We start from the raw sequence: 21,620 nt of genomic DNA, 5'->3' as shown, positions 1-21,620 counted from the left end.
GCATGCATAAAGTATGAAATGAATAGAATCAACAGCTTCGGGAGCAGCTCGAACAATGTAGAAGAATTACAGTAATCTCCAATAAAAGGAGTAAATCATGAGCCATTCTTCCAACACAAGTCCCGCCATGCGGGACGACAGGTAGTAGCCCTCGGTTTCAACCGGGGTTAAATGTCAACCCGAATCCATCCAAAGTCCCGTCAGGGACGATACCCCAACTCGATGATTGCAGATGCCTCGAAACCATTCAAAACCTATCCGTTTTAAAGTTTATTTCCATCAAACTATAAAACCTGACATTGATTTTGTGTTTTGGAATTTTAATGCCTTCCCATTTTTACCCACTTTTATTGCGACTATGAAACTGCTTCTTAATGAGACTCCCGTTTCACCTCACTCCCCGATTTACCAACCAGAAAATCAAGATCGGCGCCAAGGTGGGCTTGGTTCACATGTTCGATATACAGATTTACGTATCCACGGTCATAATCATGCGGCGGTGGTGTCCAGTTTTCACGGCGCCGTTCGAGCTCTTCATCGGAAACATCCAGGTGCAGTCGTCGATTCTTAACATCCACTTCAATCATATCTCCATTTTCAACAAGAGCCAAAACGCTTCCCGTGTACGATTCGGGAGAAACATGCAGAAAAGCCGTTCCGTACGCCGTACCGCTCATTCGTCCATCAGAAATCCGAACCATATCTTTGATTCCTTTCTCCAGGATTTTCTTGGGAAGTCCCATATTTCCAACCTCCGGCATACCGGGATATCCTTTCGGTCCCACATATTTCAGGACCATGATACAGGATTCATCGATATCCAAATCCGGATCATCAACACGTGCTTTGTAATCTTCAATACTTTCAAATACCACAGCACGGCCTCTGTGCTGCAACAGTTCAGGAGAAGCCGCCGACGTTTTGATTACCGCTCCTTCCGGACAGAGATTTCCTCTCACCACCGTAGTTCCACTGTTTTCCTGAAATGGTTCATCAACGGAAGCAATTACATCCCGATTATAACATTCGGCATTTTTATTGTTTTCGATGAGACTTTTTCCGTTAGCTGTCATCACATCAGAATCCAAATGTTTACTCATCTCTTTGATTACAACAGGGAGTCCGCCGGCGTAGTAAAAATCCTCCATAAAATGATCACCCGATGGCATCAGGTTCACCAGCAATGGAATTTCGCTGCCATATTCGTCAAAATCATCCAGCTTCAGATCCACCTCCATTCGCCTGGCAATTGCCATCAGGTGAACAATGAAGTTAGTTGAGCCTCCAATCGCGGCATTGATTTTGATAGCATTCAAAAATGCTTCCCGGGTTAAAATATCTGATGGTTTGAGATCCTCATTGACCATATCAACAATTCGGCGGCCACTCTTATGAGACAGTACTTTCCGGCGGGAATCAGCTGCAGGAATGGCCGCATTTCCAGGCAGGCTTAATCCAAGCGACTCTACCATCGATGCCATTGTTGAGGCTGTACCCATCACCGCGCAATGCCCCTGGCTTCGGCACATCGCCCCTTCGGCCTCAAGAAGTTCCTCATCACTTATTTTCCCGGTTTTGTGATCTTCCGCAAATCTCCAGACATCGGTTGTACCAATCTTTTTTCCCTTGAAATACCCGGTAAGCATCGGTCCGCCGGAAACCACAATAGTCGGGATGTCCACACTGCACGCACCCATAACCAGCGAGGGTGTTGTTTTATCACAGCCGCACAACAGCACTACCGCATCAACAGGATTGGCACGTATCGATTCCTCTACATCCATACTGGCCAGGTTTCGATAGAGCATAGCCGTGGGACGAATCAACGTTTCGCCGAGAGACATCACCGGAAACTCCAGCGGAAATCCGCCGGCTTCCCATACTCCTCGTTTTACTGATTCTGCTAATTCTCTCATGTGAGCGTTACAAGGGGTCAATTCCGACCAGGTATTACAGATACCGATAACCGGTTTCCCCTCAAATTCATCTGACGGAAATCCCTGGTTTTTCATCCAGCTTCTATAGATAAACCCGTCCTTTCCTGTTTTACCAAACCAGTCTCTGCTTCTGAGATCTTCTTTCTTTTTGCTCATTATCTTAGTTTTTTGTCGTTTTTCTCATTTTAAAATTAATTGATCTATAGCAACCTGTCAGAGTACCCGCTTTTTGGGTTCCTGGCAGAGTTGCGAACAACGAATCCACCTACACAACTCTGACAGGACTTCCACTTCGTTTCAGACTCTGTCAGGTTGTTTCAAACCGATCTACCAGTCGGCCGCTAAATGGCAGATCAACACTAAAAAGCGACCCCGATAGCGGCGCTTTTTCAATTTCTGCATCATCCATGTGTTCCCGGCATGTTGTGATAAAAAGAGTTTTCAAATCCTCACCGCCAAATGTGCAAGAAGTAGGTTTTGGAACCGGTAACCGAACCTCGAACTCAATATGCCCATTTTTCGGGTTAATTTGAATCACTTTCCCTCCGGCATAGAGTGCAATCCATAATTTATCGTCAGAATCAATGGTCATGCCATCGGGGTAACCAAGCTCTTCATCAAACTCGTAAATCACAGACCGATCCGAAATTTCACCGGTATCTTTTTGATATTGAAATGAATACAGCTCCCGCGCAATCGTATCAATAAAATAGAATGTATCACAGCTACTATTCCAGGCCATACCGTTTGGAATGGTCAGTTGATCTAACTTTTTTTCAACTTTCAATTCGGAATCCACACAAAAAAGATTTCCTGATCCATTCTCTAAATTATAATCAAGTGACTCGAACCAAAAACGTCCGGCCGGGTCGCATTTTCCATCGTTGGATCGTGTGCCTTCACCCAGTGTAAAATTATTGTCTATCGGTGTGACGATTTCGGATTCAATATCAAAATAAGCCAATCCTGACTGCAGAGCTAATAGAAGTCCACCGTCTTTTCGTAAAGCTGCCGCTCCAATCTGCTCGCCTACATCAAACCATTGATTTTCTTTTGATGTAGGATCATAACAATTTAGCTTGCAGGATAGAATATCCACCCACCAAAGTTTTTGATTGATCTCATCCCAAACCGGACCCTCACCCAAATGAGCATCCGTTTGATATTCCAAATTTGCATGAATAACTGAAGACATTCTCTACTCTTTTTTACTTCCGCCTACTTTTATTCCAAGTCCGCCATCTATGCGAATGGGCTGCCCGTTGATGAACGATCCCTTTTCGCTGCAGACAAATGCAACCAATTCACCAATCTCCTCCTCGGTTGCCATTCGACCGTTTAGATGTAAATTTTCGGTCTCTTTTCGAACAATTTCCGGATCAGGTGATTCTTGAAATGCTTTCCTGTTCATGGGGGTATCTACTCCACCCGGACAGATCGCCACGCTGCGGATGTTTGGAGCATAATCCACTGCAATACTTCTTGTTAGACCAACCAATGCCGACTTTGTAGTGATATATGCCGCTACATTTTCCTGCGCCACAAATGCCTGCACGCTCGACATATTGACAACAACTCCACCATTATTTTTTTGCATGTAAGGAATGCAATGTTTGGCACAGAGAAAGGCGCCTTTCAGATTTACATTCATCACCGCATCCCAGTCTTCTTCCGAGGTATTAGTAACAGAATAATATTTCAGAATTCCGGCATTATTGACGAGGTAATCAATAGATCCAAAATGACCATCAATTTTCTCGACTGCATCCTGAACCTCATTTTCTTTTGAGATATTGCATTTTACAAACAATGCTCGCTCGCCCAGTTCATCCACAAATTTTGAACCGGTTTTATCGTCAACATCCAAGATTGCTACATTGGCTCCTTCCCGATAAAATACAGATGCGCACCCGGCACCGATTCCTTTTGCTCCGCCGGTGATAACTACAGTCTTGTTTGTGAATGACATGAATCTATAAGTCAGTTTTTAATTATGGATATAAGAGATCAACTTCTTCAAAGCACGTTATTTAATTAAAAATAACTTTACAAAGATTTCTTAAAAGTATCAGGAATTGGAATCGGATAAGTTCGCTTTGAGAACACCCCTCCGCGACTGAAGTCGGGACTCCCCTCAAGGGGAGATTTCTTTACTTGTTCCGAAGGTCTTCCTTCGGAACACCCAGACCGAAGCTCCGCTTCCTTTCCTCCACGCCGAACGCCGCCGTGTTTAATAGAAATGTACACAGCTAAACCTTCCTTGCCAAAGCAAAAATTCCATTCCCTTTCTCATTTTTAGTGAAGAGATCGGCGAAGTTCATCAGCAAGCAAAACGGCATTACAATTGGGTAATAAATCAACAAGGGTATGACGGCAAACAGTTTTATTTTATTGAACCAGATCATCGGCCATTTCACAGAGAGAACCCAGGCTTTGTGCCCCCAGAATCCATATGTATAGTGCGGCTTCACGGAATCAAACCCGGCCAGATTTAGTTTTGAAGTAATTTCTTCTTTGGAATACCCCGCACGAGCATGTTCGCCTACAAACGAATCGTCTTCATCAGCATCCTCTTCGGAATAATGCGATGGCGAATGCATCAAAAAAAATCCGCCGTTCTTCAGGCTTTTTTGGAGATTTCTCATCACTTTAACATCATCCTCGATATGCTCTAACACATCGATACAGATAATGAAATCGAATTCTGTTTCAGATGAAAATTCAAGAAGATCGGCTTTATAAAATTGAATTTTTTCTCTCTTGATATCTTCCTGAAAATAGTGTCTGTTATCCTCTAAATAGTCCTCTTTTACATCAACAGAATGGACCTTCACATTTTTAAATTGCGAGAGGATGAACCGGTCATATTGACCAAAACCACAGCCGGCATCCAGCAATGTCCATTCTCCTTTTTGATCTAACTCTTTTCCTTTCTTTCTTAACATGCGCCGGATATGCCAACTTCTCAGAAAAAACAGATCAAGTAAAAAGTAAAAGATTCTTCTGAGCCATCTCGAATTTTGAATAATCCCGGCAAAGCGATCTTTTACCGGGTCGTAGGCTATTTTGCTCATAGTCCTTTTTTCTCGGCAATGCCCGGTTTTTCATACTTTATCTGGCCTTGGTTGTAGATTTCACCCAGGAACCCGATTGAGAAAAATTGCACACCCAACAGAATTAACAGAATCCCAAGAAACAGCAGCGGACGATTACTCAGCGGTTCTCCAAAAAATAGTTTCAGGTAAGCCAGCCAGCCGCTGATTCCCACTCCAATAATTAAAAATAACACTCCCATGGAACCGAAAAAGTGCATCGGCTGCCGCATGTACCGGTTCACAAAGAGAAGAGTCAGAAGATCCAAAAAGCCGTTCAAAAAACGCGAAATCCCAAATTTAGTTCTGCCGTATTTTCTTGGATGATGCTTTACCACTTTCTCACCAATACGATTAAATCCCTTCCATTTGGCCAACAGCGGTACATAGCGATGCATCTCTCCATAAAGATAAATACTGTCTGTAACCTCTTTGCGATACGCTTTTAAACCACAATTAAAATCATGGAGTCGAATACCAGTTGTAAATCGTGTTACAGCATTAAAAAATCGAGAGGGTATGGTTTTGGTGATCGGGTCGTGACGGTTTTTCTTCCAACCGCTCACTAAATCGTATTCATCTTTCAACATCTCAATAAGAGCGGGGATTTCATTAGGATCATCCTGAAGATCGGCGTCCATTGTTACAATATATCTCCCGTTGGCTTCGGCAAATCCGGCCTGGAGCGCATCGCTCTTTCCGTAATTTCGGCGAAACCGGACTCCTTTTACACAAGAAGATTTTTGATTTAGCTCAGAAATCACCTTCCACGAAGTATCTGTGGAGCCATCATCCACAAAAATAATTTCAAACGAATAGTTTTCTATTGCTTCAGTTATTTTATCTGTCAGTTCAGCCAGTGACTGCTCTTCATTGTAAAGAGGAATCACGACACTGATATCCACTGAATTAGAATTTTTCGTGTTTTTATTCATACATTAAATACCAATAAAAGCTGATTGTTAAAATCCTAAATGACTGAAGGTTAAATTCTAAACCTGAAAATAATAGATTTCGATGCCATGAAGAAACTGTATTATTCAATTGGAGAGGTGAGTGAAATTACATCGGTGGAACCTCATGTTCTGAGATACTGGGAAACCATCTTCAAAGATCTGTCTCCACGAAAGAATAAAGCCGGCAACCGAACCTACCGCGAGCAGGATATTACGCTGATTTTAAAACTCAAAGATCTCATCCAAAATAAAAAATACAGTACCGCCGGGGCTCAAAAAAAGCTTGAAGAGGAAAACTCAGACGGAACTACTCCTAAAAAAAGCACTGAACTCCCTGCCGAAGCTAAGAAAGACCTGAATGAAGTGAGAGTTTTTCTGGAGAAGTTGAAGGAGAAGCTATAGAGCCACCTCCAATGCTCACCTGCTAATTGTTTCTTTCGGCTGGTGATTGTTTTTTCACCTTCCGAATATAATCAGATCAGTCCGCAAATTCGCCGAGGTGAACTCGACAGCCGAAATGAATTTACCCACTTTCCTCTAAAAAGATGAATCAACCTTTCGCAAACCTCGTCATCAGCATAAAGAGAAGCTCTGCACAAATAAGAATTGAAACGCTTACCAAATGCAAAACCTGAAAAACCCCCGGCATTCCCAGCCGTTCCATTCCCACTCCCAACAATATCTGAAAGAGAATTAAAGCGGCAATGATCCAGCCCGTTGTTTGTAATCGGTTCGGTACCTCTTTTTTTCGATTGTAGTATAGAAGTCCTATTGCAAGGATCACGACCAACCATGAAAAACTTCTGTGTACAGCATAAATCAATCCGGAGGAATCAATCCAGGATTCGCGCGGTAACTCCAGTACATTCTTGGCAAAATCGACGGATTCGCGAACTTGTGTACCGAGAACCATCTGAACCATTGTGAGCAGGAATATACCGCCGCCCAGCCAAAGCAAATTCTTCTTTACGTTTTTTGGGATTTCAATTTGCAAACGCTCATTCATCGCACGAAAAGAAGCGTACAAAAGTGTTGACAAAATGAGCATGGCAACCACCATGTGGATCGTAATCATTCCAGCATGCAGTCCTGATCGCACCACCTGACCGCCCAACCATCCCTGGAACAGAACCAAAACAAATGCGATACCTGAAGCTACTGTTATTACCGGGTCTTTTTTTCTGTATTTGAACGAGATGATGAACGTGGCTGTAATCAACAAACCAATCAGAACTCCAATCAACCGGTTTACATATTCCAGCCATGTATGAAACGGATTAAAGAGCGAAGCATCATATCCGGCCGGGAGTTCTGCTGCGGAGGTCGGCGGAATCCACATTCCAAAACACTGCGGCCAATCCGGGCATCCTAAACCAGCGCCGGCAGCACGGACCAATCCACCAACGAGAATCAATAAAATGGTGGCGATCACCGTTGTAATAGCTGTCTTTTGATACAAGTTCATTTCAGGGTACAGGTCTCAGGATGCAAGTTACAGGATGAAGATTTTGAAAACTAATACAGAGGAAAGTAATAAAAAATGTTTTGTAAGGCTTTTGGATTTTCGAGTTCATACATATAAAAACATCATTTTATGAGTTACAAAAAACTTAAAATTTGGCAATTAGCACGTGAAATTTCAATCGAGATCCATCGAATGTCGATGGAATTACCACGATACGAACTTTATGAAACAGGGAGTCAAATTCGCAGATCTTCAAAATCAATTCGATCAAATATTGTTGAAGGATATGGTAGAAGAAGATTTAAAAACGATTATTTGCGTTTTTTGATTTATGCTCATTCTTCAGTTGATGAAACAAGAGACCATTTGGAAACACTTTATGAAACAGGTTCACTCCAGAATCAGAAACTTTTTAAGAGCCTCTCAGAAAAATTAAATATTATTGGAAAAATAATGTATAGATTCATTCAAGGTGTTGAAAATCAACATATCGAATAATAATATCTATCCTTTTTAATACATCGATTCAAATTACATAAAACAACTGTACTTGCAGCCTGTTTCCTGTATCCTGAAACTTGATCTAACATCTCAATTCCAAAATGGTTATTTTCAGAGCCGATTTAAACACCATTTGATGAATAATAGTTTAACTAAAAATATTACCCTCAAAGAGTTCCTGGGAACAGTGAGTGATTATTATGAACTCACAAAGCCCGGTATAACTTTCACAGTTGTTTCGAGCATGTTGATTGGGTTTTTGATGGGATCAGCCGGAGCCGTGAATTTTGTTACAATGATTCACGCCATCTTTGGCACCTATTTAATTGCTGCCGGTACCGCCGCACACAACATGTTTATGGAACGCGATCTGGATAGTATTATGCGCCGAACCAGTCAGCGTCCTCTCCCCGCTTATCGTATTTCGCCTAAACAGAGCTTAATCTTTTCGATGAGTCTTATTATCGGTGGACTGGCTTATTTGCTCCTGATGGTCAATATCGTTGCCGGACTGGTCTCCCTTGCTACTACTATCATCTACCTGTACGCTTACACTCCTTTGAAACGAATATCTGCTTTGAATGTATTTGTGGGTGCCATTCCCGGTGCATTACCGGTAGTTGGCGGCTGGGCCGCTGCCACAGGAACCGTTTTTGAGCACGGAATGTGGATTCTCTTCGGTGTAATCTACTGCTGGCAAATTCCGCATGTCATGGCTATAGCCTGGGTTTGCAAAGAGGATTACGAACACGCCGGGTTTAAGATGCTTCCCAAGAACGATCCATACGGATGGAAAGCGTCTCTTTGGATTATCATACCTCTTCTTATACTTATACCAACTGTGTATAAGCTCTATGTGATGGATTTGGTGAACTGGTTATACCTCGGCGGTTCGCTCCTCACTACACTCGGCTATCTTTGGTATGGTATACGCTTTACAATCTCACGTGATAAAGACACCGCAAAAGCGCTGATGTTTGCTTCGTTTGTTTATCTGCCACTCATCTGGATATTTATTTTTGCTGACTGGATGATTCTTTAGAAGAAGGCTTTGCAAAACTTTGACCGTCATCCTGAACTTGATTCAGGATCTCCAGATACTGGCTATAAAGACGAACGGAGAATCTGAATCGAGTTCAGATTGACCGATAACCACGGTTTTGCAAAGCCTTCTATAAGCAATAATGAGAGATCTGTTTTAATTCTCTTTGGTAAACTGGCTCCCTTTGAACACCTTCATCAAATAATAAAGAAAAGGCAGAATAATGCATGAACCTACTGCCAATGCCCAAAATAGTTGCCATAATGTAGCATCGGGGGCTACGGAGTTATAAAAGGTGAGATCTTCAGCTCCTGATTGCCGAATTACAACAGGCATCTGTACCCAGAACCAGGCTAACATTACAGCAATTACTTGTCCCGCCGCCAATGTCCTTGATATTAGAACTTTCTCTTTTTGCAGGCTCCACCATAAAATTGGAATCAAGAGCGTGGCAAACATTACCATTGAAAGAGCAAACCAGGAATTTAAATACATAGAAAAGAGCGGCAGGCCGTTAAACTCTGCAGAGGTAAAAACAAAAATTCCTGAAGCAACTGATATTACATTCAAATTCCTGGCTGAAGAGGTAAAAGCCCTGAATTCAGAATCATCATTCGTCTCCCCTATCATATATATATCAGCCAAAAATGTAAAAAGGATTACTGTAAAAATACCGACTGAAAACGAAAACAGGTTCAACCACGGAGCGATAAATCCCTCATAAAAAGTTGGAGCATCCGGATTCATCTGTCCAAGTATGGCAGCTCCAACTACAATCCCTAAAAAAAGTGGTGTAACAATGCTGGAAATTTTGAACGCCCAATTATAGACTTCGTTACTTCGCCCCTGAATAGCATCATAGTGCATATATGCAAATGCAGTACCCCTGAATATAATCCCGATCAGCATAATGAGTAGTGGTATGTGCAAGTACAATGTCAGTGTTGAATAGATTCTTGGAAATCCCATAAACAAAATTACCACCACAAGTATAAGCCATACGTGGTTTGCCTCCCAAACCGGACCGATAGCGTGTGCTATTGACTTTCGATTCATATTTCCGGAGATCAATTCAAGCACACCGGCACCAAAGTCTGCCCCGCCAAACAGAACATAGAACACCATCGACAACCCAAGGAAAAATATGATGACTTCCATTAACATAATTGTAATAGTACAACGGGCAGCTTGCCCGTTACTTCTAAACGTTTTTGAACTTTATTTTTTAATCGAGGTTTCTTTCTGATGGCCTGCTTGCCACCATATCATTCTTCGCTTCTTTAACGACCCTGGCCGGACAAGCTGCCCGGCGTACTCATTTTGCAGTTTCATAGCGATCGGCCAGGGTTATGATTTGCCTGTACATCAGCCAAGTTACAATAAACGTAAGCAACAGATAAACTCCCGTAAATATAAAGAACGGATACTGGAGCCCCGGCATTGACGAGACAGCCTCCTCTGTTTTCATAATTCCGTAAATAATCCAGGGCTGACGGCCCACTTCCGTTACAGTCCATCCGGCTTCAACCGCTATAAATCCGAGCGGAGTACAGATTCCAACCAACCATAAGAACCACCTGGAACGCAATAAATCTTTTCTCCGCCAGTAAATGTACAAGTAGATCAGCCCTACGAACATCATTACAATACCAGATGCCACCATGACCTGAAATGCAATATGTGTAATCAAAACCGGAGGCCACTCATTCTCAGGAAATTGATCGAGGCCAATCACTTCTGCATTAAAATCTCCGTGAGCCAGAAAACTGAGTAATCCCGGGATTTCAATAGCATACTCCATCTCCCGCGTTTTTTCATTCGGTATTCCACCAATACTGAGAGGAGCCGGTTTCATTGTTTCAAACTGCCCCTCCATAGCAGCAAGTTTTGCCGGTTGACGATCAGCTACATCCTTGGCAGAAAAATCACCACTAATTGGCTGAAGTATGGCCGCTACGGCACCGATTGCAAGAGCAATTTTAAGTGCTTTTTGATGAAATTTATTTTTTCCGTCTTTCAACAGAAGAAGTGCATGCAAACCCGCAACGGCAAAACCAGTGGCTACAAAAGCAGCTATAGTCATATGGAGAGCCTGCGAGAGCCAGGCATCGTTAAACATGGCGGCAACGGGATCAATATTAATCGCCTGTCCGTTCACCCAGTCAAATCCGGCGGGACTATTCATCCATGCATTGGCAGCCACTACAAAAATGCCTGAAGCCACTCCAGAGATGCCCACAATGATTCCTGTTGTCCAATGTGTCCACGGCTTCAGTTTATCCCATCCGTAAAGAAACAATCCCAGGGCAATAGCTTCAACAAAAAAGGCAGTTCCCTCCCAAGAGAATGGCATTCCAAAAATCGGGCCTGCGTGTTCCATAAAAGTTGGCCAGAGAAGTCCCAATTCAAACGAAAGAGCCGTACCTGATACAGCTCCGGTAGCAAAGAATATAGCAACTCCTTTCGACCATGCTTTTGCCAGGTCCAGGTACACCTGTTCTCCAGTTTTAATCCACTTGTATTCTGCTATAGCCATTAAAAACGGCATTGCCATCCCAATGCAGGCAAAAATTATGTGGAAGCCAAGCGATAAAGCCATCTGTAATCGGGCTGCAAGCAGATCTTCCATAAATCAGGAGAGTTTCATAGAATGTTCACCAATAGTTAAAAATTGAAAATGAACGTGGTGTGAAAATATTTCCTCTTGAGTTGGGTACTAAAAAATTACACGCAGTACCTAAAAATCCTTCAAAAATTTTCTCAAAAATCGTTATAGAATCGCCGGATATTTTGTTGGGTTAGCTTCATGCATCATCCCGTATATTTTCTCAATAATATCCTCTTCATTGGGTTTGGAAAAATAATCTCCATCGGATGCAAAAGCCGCTCTGTGCGATGTTGCAGTGAGACATTTTGCAGGACTATCCAGATAATAGTAACCCCCGTGTTCTTCAATTACTTTTTGCATCATAAATGCTGTAGCACCGCCGGGTACATCCTCATCAATAAACAGTATCCGATTTGTTTTTTTGAGGGAATCAAGGATGATTTGATTTCGGTCAAATGGTAATAGTGTTCGGGCATCAATCAACTCAGCAGAAATATTCAGCTCTTGCAGATTCGGTAATATGCTCTCAACAATGTTGCAAGTAGATCCATAGGAAACGAGTGTGATATCTGTCCCCTCCTGAATCATTTCAGGAATGCCAAGTGGCACTGTAAACTCTCCGAGGTTTGATGGAATTTTCTCTTTCAGCCTGTATCCATTCAATGGTTCAATGACAAGCGCCGGATCGTCTCCCTGCATAAGCGTATTATAAAAACCCGCTGCATCGGTCAGATTTCTCGGTACACAAACATGCATACCCCGAATGGCATTAATAATCATTCCCATAGGAGAACCTGAATGCCAAATCCCTTCGAGGCGATGGCCCCGAGTTCTCACAATCAGCGGATACGCCTGACCTCCTTTTGTGCGGTATCGAAGGGATGAAACATCATCTACCAATCCTTGTAAGCAGTACAATATATAATCCAGATATTGAATTTCAGCAATGGGGCGTAACCCCCTTAGCGACAACCCGATTCCTTGTCCTAAAATTGTAGCTTCACGAATTCCGGTATCGCTCACTCTAATTTTACCATATTTCTCCTGCATCCCTTCAAGGCCGAGATTAACATCTCCGAGTTTTCCCACATCTTCGCCAAAAATCATCGAATTCGGGTACTTCTCAAAGATCTTATCAAAATTATCCCGAAGCACAATTCGTCCATCTACTTTCCTTGAGTTGGAACTGTATATCGGTTTAACTTCTTCAACATGCAGCGGAGAGTATTTTGTTTCACTATAAAGGTGGGAGTGATAACGATCGGCGTTGAGTTGCTGCTGCTCGTCAAGCCAGTTTGCTAACTTGTTTTTTATCTCAGAATCTTCTTCTCTCAGTTCGAGTAAAATTCGACGGACCACAGACAGTACATCCCGCCGGTAAGGTTTCTTTTTGCGGTTCAGAAGTGATCGATATGATTTTAATTTATTCCGATCGGGATACTCTTGAATTGCCTGGTCGAGTAGTTTTAAAGCTTCATTTTTTTCCTCAAGAATGGGATCCTGGAAAGCATTCCAAGCCTTCTTATGCTCTCTTTGAACTTCATCCCTGGCCTCTTTATCCAGCTCTTCAAGTTCCTCCTCGGTGGCAATATCTTCTTTTATAATCCACTCTTTAAACTTGTTAATGCAGCAGTATTCCTCTTCCCACTCAAGACGTTCACTGCTTTTATATCGCTCATGCGAACCTGATGTGGAATGACCCTGGGGCTGGGTAACCTCTTCAACATGAATCAACACAGGCACGTGTTCTTCTCTGGCTACTTCCGCCGCCTCATTATAGACCGTAAGTAACTCTTCATAGTCCCACGCATTAACGGTAAAAATTTCAATACCCGGCTCTTTTTGAGTTCGTTTGAACCCGCGCAACGCTTTTGAAATACTTTCTTTTATGGTTTGATATTTCTTGGAAACCGAGATACCATAACCATCATCCCAAACGGACATAACCATGGGCACTTGCAAAACACCGGCGGCATTCATGGTTTCCCAAAAAAGTCCTTCGGAGGTGCTCGCGTCTCCAATTGTGCCCCATGCTATCTCATTTCCGTTTACTGAAAATTGGTTCCAATCGAGTAGTTCCTCACTATGCCGATACACTTTAGAGGCCTGGGCCAGCCCTAATGTTCGTGCCATTTGAGCAGCTGTGGGAGACAGATCAGCTGATGAGTTTTTCATATCAGTCTGAGATCTCCAGGTTCCATCCTCATTGATAAGTCGTGTTGCAAAATGAGAATTCATCTGCCGGCCGGCCGAATTCGGATCAGCTTCAGGATCGGGATGTGCATAGAGTTGAGAAAAAAATTCGCGTATGGTTAGCTGGCCAATAGCCATCATAAACGTTTGATCGCGGTAATAGCCAGAACGAAAATCTCCGTTCTTGAAAAACTTTGCCATTACAATTTGCGGAAGTTCTTTTCCGTCCCCAAAAATACCAAATTTAGCTTTACCCGTAAGTACCTCTTTACGGCCCAATAACGACATCTCACGACTGGTTCGGACTAACTTATAGTCTTTAAGTATTTCCTGAACCTGCTGAGCAGAATATTTTATTTCAGTCGCTTCCTTATTCGCCATGCTTGAGTTTTTTAAAGCAGTAAATGAAGTCCTGTACTGGTTTTCGATAAGCTAAAGTATAATAAGAGCTTGGGGCGTAAAACCAAAATTTTCACCCCGTAAATTTTATGTCATTTTTACCTCTTAAACCATATTAAATATTTAATAATATTTAACTTATTTGCTTATAAATTATTCACTAAACCCGCCTTTTGTCATATTTATTGGATCGAGAGCTTTTTTAAGTTCTTCTTCAGAGAGATCTGTCATTTCTCGGGCAACATCCAAGACGGCCCGTTCTTCTGCAAACGCCGTTTTAGCAATTTTAGCAGCTTTATCGTACCCTATCAACGGGTTTAGAGCAGTTACAAGTACAGGATTTTTTCCGACCATCTGCTCTATTTTTTCACGATTAGCTTTGAGGCCTTGAACAGAACGTTCGGCAAAATTATTCGCGGCATTTGAGAGTATTTCAATCGATTGAAGCAAATTGTGAGCTACCACTGGCAACATCACATTCAGCTCAAAATTTCCTGCCTGTCCGCCTACTGTAATTGCAGCGTCATTTCCAATAACCTGTGCACAGACCATAGTCAGTGATTCTTCAATCACAGGATTTACTTTGCCCGGCATAATAGAGGAGCCAGGCTGCAATGCCTTCAGTTGCAGTTCGCCAATTCCACTATTCGGGCCGGAGTTCATCCAGCGAAAATCATTCCCGATTTTCATCAGTCCCACAGCAATTGTTTTCAACTGCCCGGAGAGTTCCACGGGGGCATCCACCGTTGCTTGTGCTTCGAAGTGATTTTTAGCTTCAACAAAGTCCAGGCCGGTATCTTCAGACATCGCGGCGGCAAATCGTTTTCCAAACTCAGGATCTGTATTTATTCCAGTCCCTACAGCTGTACCTCCCTGCGGTAGTTCCTGTACTCTTTCCAGGGTCGATTCCAGGCGCTCTATTCCCAGTTCAACCTGGCGTGCATATCCGCCAAACTCCTGCTGAATGGTAACGGGCATAGCATCCATTAGGTGAGTACGTCCTGTTTTTACAACATCTTTTAACTCCTCTCCCTTCTCAAGAAGAGATTTATGTAAATTCTCAAGTGCAGGAATTAAGTTCCGCCTGATAGAAAAAGTTGCTGAAACCCGGATAGTGGTAGGAATAACATCATTCGAACTTTGACCAAAATTCACATGATCATTCGGATGTATTGTTACATCGGTACCCGACTTCAGTTCATTCGCCCTTTTGGCAATAATTTCATTTGCATTCATGTTCGTAGACGTTCCGGATCCGGTTTGAAATATCTCAACGACGAAATCGGAATCGAACTTATTATCAACTACTTCCTGAGCTGCTTTTTGTATAGCTTCAGATATATTTTCATCGAGCAATTCAAGATCTGAATTAACAAGAGCAGCTGCTTTTTTCACTCTTCCCAATGCAGAAATAAAATCACTGCTAAAACGGATATTGCTAATTGGAAAGTTTTCAAATGCTCTCTGCGTTTGGGCGCCGTAGTATGCATCTTTTGGTACTTTTACTTCGCCCATTGAGTCTTTTTCAATACGATAGTCAGCCATAATAAAATTGGATTAAATTCATTCATTCTCTTCTTTTAATGTAGGTTTTTTAAACCAGAAATTGAAGAAAAGGAGAGTAATTTTGGCTGGAGTTGCCACCTTTGACTATAGCTTCTTACCGTACATACGGTAACGTTTGTCCAGCTTGCCACCAAGACGTTCGGCAACTCGTATCATCTGGATATTATTTTCCAGAATCCAGCCAACTTCAGACGAATCAACACCTTTTTTCAGGCCGTTTTGTATGGCTTCCCGGTGCATCAATACATCAATTCCTTTACCCTGATATTCAGGAAGTACCCCCATCAATGCAGTTCGGACTTTATCAATCTTTCGCCTATTCCAAAGAATTTTAAAAATACCAAAGGGGAAAAGTCGCCCGTTCATATTTCGAAAAATCTGATTGTAATCCGGTAAAGCAATTGAGAAGCCAATCGGTTTTCCACCTATCTCTGCAATATGAGCAAAATCATCATCCACAATTGTTTTGAGATCCGAGGCCAGTGAATCAAATTCCTCCTGCGAGAGTGGTATAAAACCCCAATTATTTTTCCAGGTCTCGTTAAATATTTCACGGATAATTTTTATCTCTTCCTTGATATTTCGCATGTTTATCTTTCGAATCTCAAGATCCGGAATCCGTTTTTTTACAATCTGTACTGCGCGTTCAGCCCTGTCCCGATCAACATTATCTTGTGTAACGTGGTAAGTAAGCAGATCCATCTCTTTTTCATACCCGGCAGTTTTGACCAGCTTGTCGTAATATGGCTTGTGATAAGGCATCAGAATAGAGGGGTATTTCTCAAATCCATCTACTAAAATCCCGATCTCGTCCATCATACCGGGATTTGAAGGGCCTAAAACATCTTTCATGCCCTTGTCTCTTAGCCAGTCTTCTGCAACTTTAAAAAGAAGATTTGTCGTATTTTGATTGTCAATCGATTCAAAAAAACCAAAAAACCCGGTTTTCACCTGATGAAATTTATTGTAACGGTGATCGATAATTGCAGCTATTCGGCCCGAAATAGTTCCGTTCAATTTTGCCAGGAAAAGCGCAATCTCTGCATTATTATAAAATGGGTTTTTCTTTTCGTCGATGAGTTTTTTCTGCTCCATTAAAAGTGGAGCAACCCAATATTTATTGTGAGAATAGTGTTGGTAAGGAAACTTGATGAACTCTTTACGCTCCTTTTCGGAGGTTATGTAGGAAATTTCGTGAGTATTAGGATTCTCTTTCACTTAAGAATTGATATCAATCAGTGATTGCCCGTTTTCGTCTATAATTCCATGCTTAAGACCCACTTTTCTAAATGCTTCAAGAATTCTGTCAAGGTGTTCGTCCGTATGTGTTGCCATATAACTTGTGCGGACGAGAGCCTGGCCACGGGGTACCGCGGGGGGAACTACAGCATTTACATAAACACCAGCTTCGAAAAGATCTTTCCAAAATTCAAAACAACTAATCATATCACCAATAACAACCGGTATGATTGGAGTTTGGCTGGTCCAAACGTTAAACCCGAGCGCTTTAAGCTCCTTTCTCATGTAGTTGGATATCTCTTCCAGCCTCTCAAGTCTCCAATGTTCTTCCTGGAGTATTTCGAGTGATTTTAAAACGGTAGCTACGTTTGCCGGCGGCATACTTGCACTGAAAATATGTGCAGGTGATTTGTGACGAATATATTCAATCACTTCCCTGTCCCCAACTAAAAAACCGCCAAGAGATGCAAATGATTTTGAAAATGTACCACTGATTAGTTCCACTTTATCCATCAAATCAAAAACAGATGCTGATCCCCGGCCGCCTTCACCTACAACACCAATAGCATGTGCATCATCTATATACAGACCGGCATCAAATTCGTCTGCAAGTTCAACCAATTCAGGAATTTTGGCAAGCGTACCTGACATGGAGAATACGCCATCCGTTACAATTATTTTTCCGGCAGCGTCATTTTCTCTCTCCATAAGGGTTCGGAGATGATCCATATCATTATGGCGATATCGAACAGTTTTAGCGTTGGAAACCTGGGTACCCACTACAATACATGCGTGATTATCTTTGTCGGAGAAGATAACATCATTTCGATCGGCAATGGTTTGAATGGAGCCTTCATTTGTTTGATACCCGGTACTAAAAAGAACGCAGGAATCTTTACGCATAAACTTGGCGAGCTTTTCTTCAAGCTCAAGATGCAAATCTAACGTACCGTTCAGGTAGCGGGATCCTGTACAGCCTGTTCCATAAACTTCAATAACATCCTGTGCAGCTTTAATGGTTCGGGGGTCGTTAGTCAGGCCGAGATAATTATTTGATCCGGCCATGATAACATCTCTACCTTCGATATTAACTGTTGTACCATCTGTAGCTTGTAACGGCTTAAAGTATGGGTACAGACCACTTTCTTTAATCTCCTCAGCCATTGTAAAATCATAGGCCTTCTTAAAAACACTTTTATAGGAGGTTCCGGCTTTGATATCGCCCATTATAAATTCATTGCATTTTATTAAACAGGTAAATATACCGAGTATTACGCTTCAATCAAATTTCAAGATTTAACTGGATACTCTGTTCGCTGCTTGTTTTAGAAATGAGATGTACTGATCGACAACTGTATCCCAGCTAAAATGTTTTTGAACATAATCTTTCGACTTCTTTGATAATTCAACAAGCTCGTTCTGTAAAACATAATCAATTTTTTGGGCAAAAAGATATGGCTTTCCATGTGGGATTTTATAACCATTTACACCTTCTTCTATTACATCTTTAATTCCTTCCAGGTCTGATGCTATGGCTGGCACTCCGGCTCTGTTTGCTTCCAATAACACAATTCCAAATCCCTCCATATCTCCTTCAACCGGAATATTTGGCATAATAAAAAGATCAGCTGCCGCATAGCAGGCGTTTAATATCTTGTTAGGTTGTTTGCCAAGAATAACGATTTTTTCTTTTTTATCAGACTGCTTCTTAGCCTCCTGAATATTTTCCCGTTCAGGACCATCTCCAACAACCAGATATACTGCATCGGATTTTATTTCATCAAAAACTTCATCTACAAACCATCGGTAGCCCTTTCTTTTTACCTGCCTGCCTACCGACAGAAGTAACTTTTTTTCTGAAAGGTTCAGATTAAATTGATTCTCAATTAATTTCCTGGCTTCTCCCTTTTCCGGTAGATTATCCATTACTTTCATATCAAAACCATTGGGGAGTGTTACACCTTTTTCGGGTTCCATTCCCCGTTCAATGCATGCGTTCCTGGTTGCTGATGACACTGAAATGACTCCGACAAGTTGCTTAAATACATACGTGATGTACCACTGATACCAGGCAGAGGGAAACGTTACATCCTGGCCGTGATTTATAGTTACATAGGGTACCTTTGGTTTTCTTATCAGCAAGGGTAAAATACTGGCAGTTACCATCGATGAAAATAGCACTATATCCGGTTTTGTCTTTTTTACTTTGGCCGGAATTCTCCACACCAGGCTAAACAAAAAGAAAAAGCTTTTTAACCGGATAAATTTCCACGAGGTCCGCATAATAATTGTATCCACCTCTGTATCATCCCGCTGCTGCAAAGAATCCACCAATTGCATACTCACATTTTGCATGCCCCCGATGCTTTTCAGTGGCTTGTTTTTAGGAGGATGTAAATGTGAAATATATAGTATTCGCACTTTTTAGCTTTCAGCCTCCAAAACCTCTTTATAGTAACCCAAGAGCTTTCCGTTTATCAAATCCCAGCTGTATTTTTTTGACTTTTCAAGAGAAGCCTTTGACATTTCTTCGCGTAAATTCGCATCAACAATTAGCTTCTCGATCAAAGTAAAGAATTTATCAGATTTATCAACCGGTGCGCGAAACCCGTTTTCGCCATGATCCACAAGCGATTTACTTCCCGTAGCATTTGCCACAACTGACGGCAAACCACTTGCCATCGCTTCAAGAGTTACATTACCAAACGTTTCAGTATCGGAGGGAAAAAAGAATATATCACTCGATGCATAGGCCGTTGCTAATTCATCTCCTTTTAAAAATCCGGTAAAAATAGCGCCCGGAAGCAGATCCATCAACTCTTCTTTGGCAGGTCCATCACCCACTACCATGGCTTTTACTTTTGAATATTTATCCTTGAGACTGTTCAAAATATCTGCAAAAATTCTCAAATTCTTTTCCCAAACCAACCGTGATACAAACGTCACTACAATTTCATCATCTTGTATTCCCTGTTTTCGCCGCCATGCCATGCTTCTTTTTTCAGGATTAAAAAGTTCGCTGTTAATCCCACGTTCCCAGATTTTCAAGTTCGCCTTGATATTTTTCTCGACCAATATTTCCGCCATCGATTCAGATGGAACATAAACCTGCCTGCATTTTCCATAAAACCAGGAAAGAAACTTCCACAATAAAGGCACAAAAACAGAGAGCTTATAGTATTTCAAATAACTTGAAAAATGCGTGTGATAGGATGACACAATTGGTACATTATTTTTTTCTGCCCATCTCAATGCTTTAATTCCCAAAATATCTGGTGTGGCAAGATGAATAAGATCCGGCTTAAATGCTTCAAGACGCTCCCTGGCATCTTTGGGGAATCCTGATGTAATTCTGTATTCTGGCCGTCCTGGCATTTTTATGGATGGAACGGGGACAAGTGTTCCAACATGATTAATCTCTGGTTCCGGAATAGTAGGCCCAAAAACAAGTACCTCTACCCCTTTCTTCTGTAAAAAATCAACCAACCGATTCAGTGTAAGTGAAACACCGTCACGAATATGGTTATAGTTACCTGTAAAAATTGCTACTCTCATGCGTCATATCGTTTCAAATGCAATAGCCATATTTGTATCTTAGGCCGATGGCAATTTATTATCAATTGAAAGCATGTGAATATACGAATTAAATGAATGTATTTGTTACCGGGGGAACCGGTTTTATAGGAAGTCACGTCGTTGATTATTTGATTGATAATAATCAGGCTGATGAGATAAAATGTCTTGTTCGCAATAAGGAAAAATGGCTCCATGGAAAATCCTATCAAAAAATAGATGGAGATCTTCATTCAATTCGAACGATTGAGAAAGCCCTGAATAATGTAGATACAATTATTCACCTTGCGGGGGTTGTAAAAGCTCCATCTCAAAAAGAGTTCGATTTTGCGAATGTGGAAGCCACGGAACACCTTATTCGCTTAGCCAACCGGTCAGATGTAAAGAAAATGGTAATTCTCTCTTCTCTTGCCGCAGCCGGCCCAAGTAATGGCAAACCACTGACGGAAAAATCTCCTTTGAAGCCTGTAAGTATGTATGGCCGTTCAAAGAAAAAAATGGAGGAGATGATTCATGATATTGCCAGTCCCGATCTTTCGGTAACCATTTTGCGTCCTCCCGCGGTATATGGGCCTCGTGAAGATCAAATTTATACCCTGTTTAATATGATGAGTAAGGGCGTTGCACCAATGGTTGGCGATGGAGATCAACCGAAGCTATCTATTATTTATATTCACGATTTGATTCAGGCGATTCAAAAATCCATCGAACAGAATGACGAAGGAATACATACTTATTTTGTATCGGGTGATGAGATAACCAGTTGGAATCGCATTAATAACATTGTGCAAACAGTTCTCGGCAAAAAAAATATCCCGATTCATATCAAACCTGAGTGGGTAAAAAAAATTGCCGGATTTGTAGAAACAACAGCAACATTTTTTGGTACATATCCCGTTGTTAACAGGGAAAAAGCAAAAGAAATGATATTGGAATGGACCTGCGACCACTCAAAAGCAAAAAAAGAGCTCAACTATCAACCTCAATATTCGCTGGAAGAGGGTATTTCCAGGACGTTACGTTGGTACAAAAAACATAATTGGCTGTGA

General features: G+C 41.8%; 18 protein-coding genes. 4 read left to right on the top strand and 14 right to left on the bottom strand.

Annotated features, from left to right (window positions below):
• Window positions 1–371: 371 nt before the first annotated feature.
• The 5 genes from U5K72_19245 to U5K72_19225 all read right to left on the bottom strand — a co-directional run bounded on the left by U5K72_19245 (window position 372) and on the right by U5K72_19225 (window position 5,934).
• On the bottom strand, window positions 372–2,093 hold the full coding sequence (locus U5K72_19245) for an IlvD/Edd family dehydratase (GenBank protein MDZ7720964.1): 1,722 nt from the start codon (window positions 2,091–2,093) through the stop codon (window positions 372–374).
• Between the two features lie 151 nt (window positions 2,094–2,244).
• The gene (locus tag U5K72_19240) at window positions 2,245–3,132 is read right to left on the bottom strand and encodes an SMP-30/gluconolactonase/LRE family protein (GenBank protein ID MDZ7720963.1); all 888 of its coding nucleotides are present in this window, start codon (window positions 3,130–3,132) and stop codon (window positions 2,245–2,247) included.
• Window positions 3,133–3,135: 3 nt separating this feature from the next.
• Complete coding sequence (locus U5K72_19235) at window positions 3,136–3,906, bottom strand: glucose 1-dehydrogenase (GenBank protein ID MDZ7720962.1); 771 nt, start codon at window positions 3,904–3,906, stop codon at window positions 3,136–3,138.
• 280 nt (window positions 3,907–4,186) lie between these two features.
• Window positions 4,187–5,011, bottom strand: coding sequence for a class I SAM-dependent methyltransferase (locus U5K72_19230; GenBank protein ID MDZ7720961.1), 825 nt, complete (start codon window positions 5,009–5,011; stop codon window positions 4,187–4,189).
• Window positions 5,008–5,934 (bottom strand): glycosyltransferase family 2 protein, encoded by a 927-nt coding sequence (locus tag U5K72_19225; protein ID MDZ7720960.1) that lies wholly within the window; start codon window positions 5,932–5,934, stop codon window positions 5,008–5,010. Before U5K72_19225 ends, U5K72_19230 begins: the two co-directional genes overlap by 4 nt.
• 117 nt (window positions 5,935–6,051) lie before the next feature.
• Here U5K72_19225 and U5K72_19220 point away from each other — a divergent pair, with 117 nt between their 5' ends.
• Window positions 6,052–6,387 carry a MerR family transcriptional regulator gene (locus U5K72_19220; GenBank protein MDZ7720959.1) on the top strand — a complete coding sequence of 112 codons (336 nt, stop codon included), beginning with the start codon at window positions 6,052–6,054 and terminating at the stop codon, window positions 6,385–6,387.
• A 148-nt stretch (window positions 6,388–6,535) separates the two neighbouring features.
• On the opposite strand, the gene U5K72_19215 is transcribed toward U5K72_19220, so the two are convergent.
• Window positions 6,536–7,450: a COX15/CtaA family protein gene (locus tag U5K72_19215; GenBank protein MDZ7720958.1), complete on the bottom strand. Its 915-nt coding sequence runs from the start codon at window positions 7,448–7,450 to the stop codon at window positions 6,536–6,538.
• A 129-nt stretch (window positions 7,451–7,579) separates the two neighbouring features.
• On the opposite strand from U5K72_19215, the gene U5K72_19210 reads away from it, so the two are divergent.
• Window positions 7,580–7,948, top strand: a complete 369-nt coding sequence (locus U5K72_19210; protein MDZ7720957.1) for a four helix bundle protein — start codon at window positions 7,580–7,582, stop codon at window positions 7,946–7,948.
• A gap of 139 nt (window positions 7,949–8,087) precedes the next feature.
• Window positions 8,088–8,993, top strand: a complete 906-nt coding sequence (gene cyoE, locus U5K72_19205; GenBank protein ID MDZ7720956.1) for a heme o synthase — start codon at window positions 8,088–8,090, stop codon at window positions 8,991–8,993.
• Window positions 8,994–9,149: 156 nt separating this feature from the next.
• Here the strand turns inward: cyoE and U5K72_19200 are convergent, their stop codons facing one another.
• From U5K72_19200 to U5K72_19165, 8 genes are all read right to left on the bottom strand, one after another.
• A complete protein-coding gene (locus U5K72_19200; GenBank protein MDZ7720955.1) occupies window positions 9,150–10,151 on the bottom strand; it encodes a cytochrome d ubiquinol oxidase subunit II in 1,002 nt (333 codons plus the stop codon).
• Between the two features lie 157 nt (window positions 10,152–10,308).
• A complete protein-coding gene (locus U5K72_19195; GenBank protein MDZ7720954.1) occupies window positions 10,309–11,622 on the bottom strand; it encodes a cytochrome ubiquinol oxidase subunit I in 1,314 nt (437 codons plus the stop codon).
• A 141-nt stretch (window positions 11,623–11,763) separates the two neighbouring features.
• Window positions 11,764–14,175, bottom strand: a complete 2,412-nt coding sequence (locus tag U5K72_19190; protein MDZ7720953.1) for a thiamine pyrophosphate-dependent enzyme — start codon at window positions 14,173–14,175, stop codon at window positions 11,764–11,766.
• A 171-nt stretch (window positions 14,176–14,346) separates the two neighbouring features.
• Window positions 14,347–15,738: a class II fumarate hydratase gene (locus U5K72_19185; protein MDZ7720952.1), complete on the bottom strand. Its 1,392-nt coding sequence runs from the start codon at window positions 15,736–15,738 to the stop codon at window positions 14,347–14,349.
• Window positions 15,739–15,843: 105 nt separating this feature from the next.
• Window positions 15,844–16,977, bottom strand: coding sequence for a GNAT family N-acetyltransferase (locus tag U5K72_19180; protein ID MDZ7720951.1), 1,134 nt, complete (start codon window positions 16,975–16,977; stop codon window positions 15,844–15,846).
• A complete protein-coding gene (locus U5K72_19175) occupies window positions 16,978–18,225 on the bottom strand; it encodes an aminotransferase class I/II-fold pyridoxal phosphate-dependent enzyme (GenBank protein MDZ7720950.1) in 1,248 nt (415 codons plus the stop codon).
• 69 nt (window positions 18,226–18,294) lie between these two features.
• Entirely contained in the window at window positions 18,295–19,353 is a 1,059-nt protein-coding gene (locus U5K72_19170) for a glycosyltransferase family 4 protein (GenBank protein ID MDZ7720949.1), read from the bottom strand.
• Window positions 19,354–19,422: 69 nt separating this feature from the next.
• A complete protein-coding gene (locus U5K72_19165; GenBank protein MDZ7720948.1) occupies window positions 19,423–20,553 on the bottom strand; it encodes a glycosyltransferase family 1 protein in 1,131 nt (376 codons plus the stop codon).
• 92 nt (window positions 20,554–20,645) lie between these two features.
• On the opposite strand from U5K72_19165, the gene U5K72_19160 reads away from it, so the two are divergent.
• A complete protein-coding gene (locus U5K72_19160; protein ID MDZ7720947.1) occupies window positions 20,646–21,620 on the top strand; it encodes an NAD(P)-dependent oxidoreductase in 975 nt (324 codons plus the stop codon).

The organism is Balneolaceae bacterium (assembly GCA_034521495.1).
Taxonomy (GTDB): domain Bacteria; phylum Bacteroidota; class Rhodothermia; order Balneolales; family Balneolaceae; genus Rhodohalobacter.
The sequence above is the reverse complement of the archived record's forward strand: the minus strand, read 5'-3'. Positions and strand labels throughout refer to the sequence as shown.

Coding starts and splice junctions, on each gene's coding strand:
- U5K72_19165 (MDZ7720948.1), bottom strand. CDS start 20,553: ATGAGAGTAGCAATTTTTACAGGTAACTATAACCATATTCGTGACGGT.
- U5K72_19175 (MDZ7720950.1), bottom strand. CDS start 18,225: ATGGGCGATATCAAAGCCGGAACCTCCTATAAAAGTGTTTTTAAGAAG.
- U5K72_19185 (MDZ7720952.1), bottom strand. CDS start 15,738: ATGGCTGACTATCGTATTGAAAAAGACTCAATGGGCGAAGTAAAAGTA.
- cyoE (MDZ7720956.1), top strand. CDS start 8,088: ATGAATAATAGTTTAACTAAAAATATTACCCTCAAAGAGTTCCTGGGA.
- U5K72_19190 (MDZ7720953.1), bottom strand. CDS start 14,175: ATGGCGAATAAGGAAGCGACTGAAATAAAATATTCTGCTCAGCAGGTT.
- U5K72_19160 (MDZ7720947.1), top strand. CDS start 20,646: ATGAATGTATTTGTTACCGGGGGAACCGGTTTTATAGGAAGTCACGTC.
- U5K72_19245 (MDZ7720964.1), bottom strand. CDS start 2,093: ATGAGCAAAAAGAAAGAAGATCTCAGAAGCAGAGACTGGTTTGGTAAA.
- U5K72_19210 (MDZ7720957.1), top strand. CDS start 7,580: ATGAGTTACAAAAAACTTAAAATTTGGCAATTAGCACGTGAAATTTCA.
- U5K72_19240 (MDZ7720963.1), bottom strand. CDS start 3,132: ATGTCTTCAGTTATTCATGCAAATTTGGAATATCAAACGGATGCTCAT.
- U5K72_19215 (MDZ7720958.1), bottom strand. CDS start 7,450: ATGAACTTGTATCAAAAGACAGCTATTACAACGGTGATCGCCACCATT.
- U5K72_19200 (MDZ7720955.1), bottom strand. CDS start 10,151: ATGGAAGTCATCATATTTTTCCTTGGGTTGTCGATGGTGTTCTATGTT.
- U5K72_19235 (MDZ7720962.1), bottom strand. CDS start 3,906: ATGTCATTCACAAACAAGACTGTAGTTATCACCGGCGGAGCAAAAGGA.
- U5K72_19170 (MDZ7720949.1), bottom strand. CDS start 19,353: ATGCAAAATGTGAGTATGCAATTGGTGGATTCTTTGCAGCAGCGGGAT.
- U5K72_19220 (MDZ7720959.1), top strand. CDS start 6,052: ATGAAGAAACTGTATTATTCAATTGGAGAGGTGAGTGAAATTACATCG.
- U5K72_19195 (MDZ7720954.1), bottom strand. CDS start 11,622: ATGGAAGATCTGCTTGCAGCCCGATTACAGATGGCTTTATCGCTTGGC.
- U5K72_19230 (MDZ7720961.1), bottom strand. CDS start 5,011: ATGAGCAAAATAGCCTACGACCCGGTAAAAGATCGCTTTGCCGGGATT.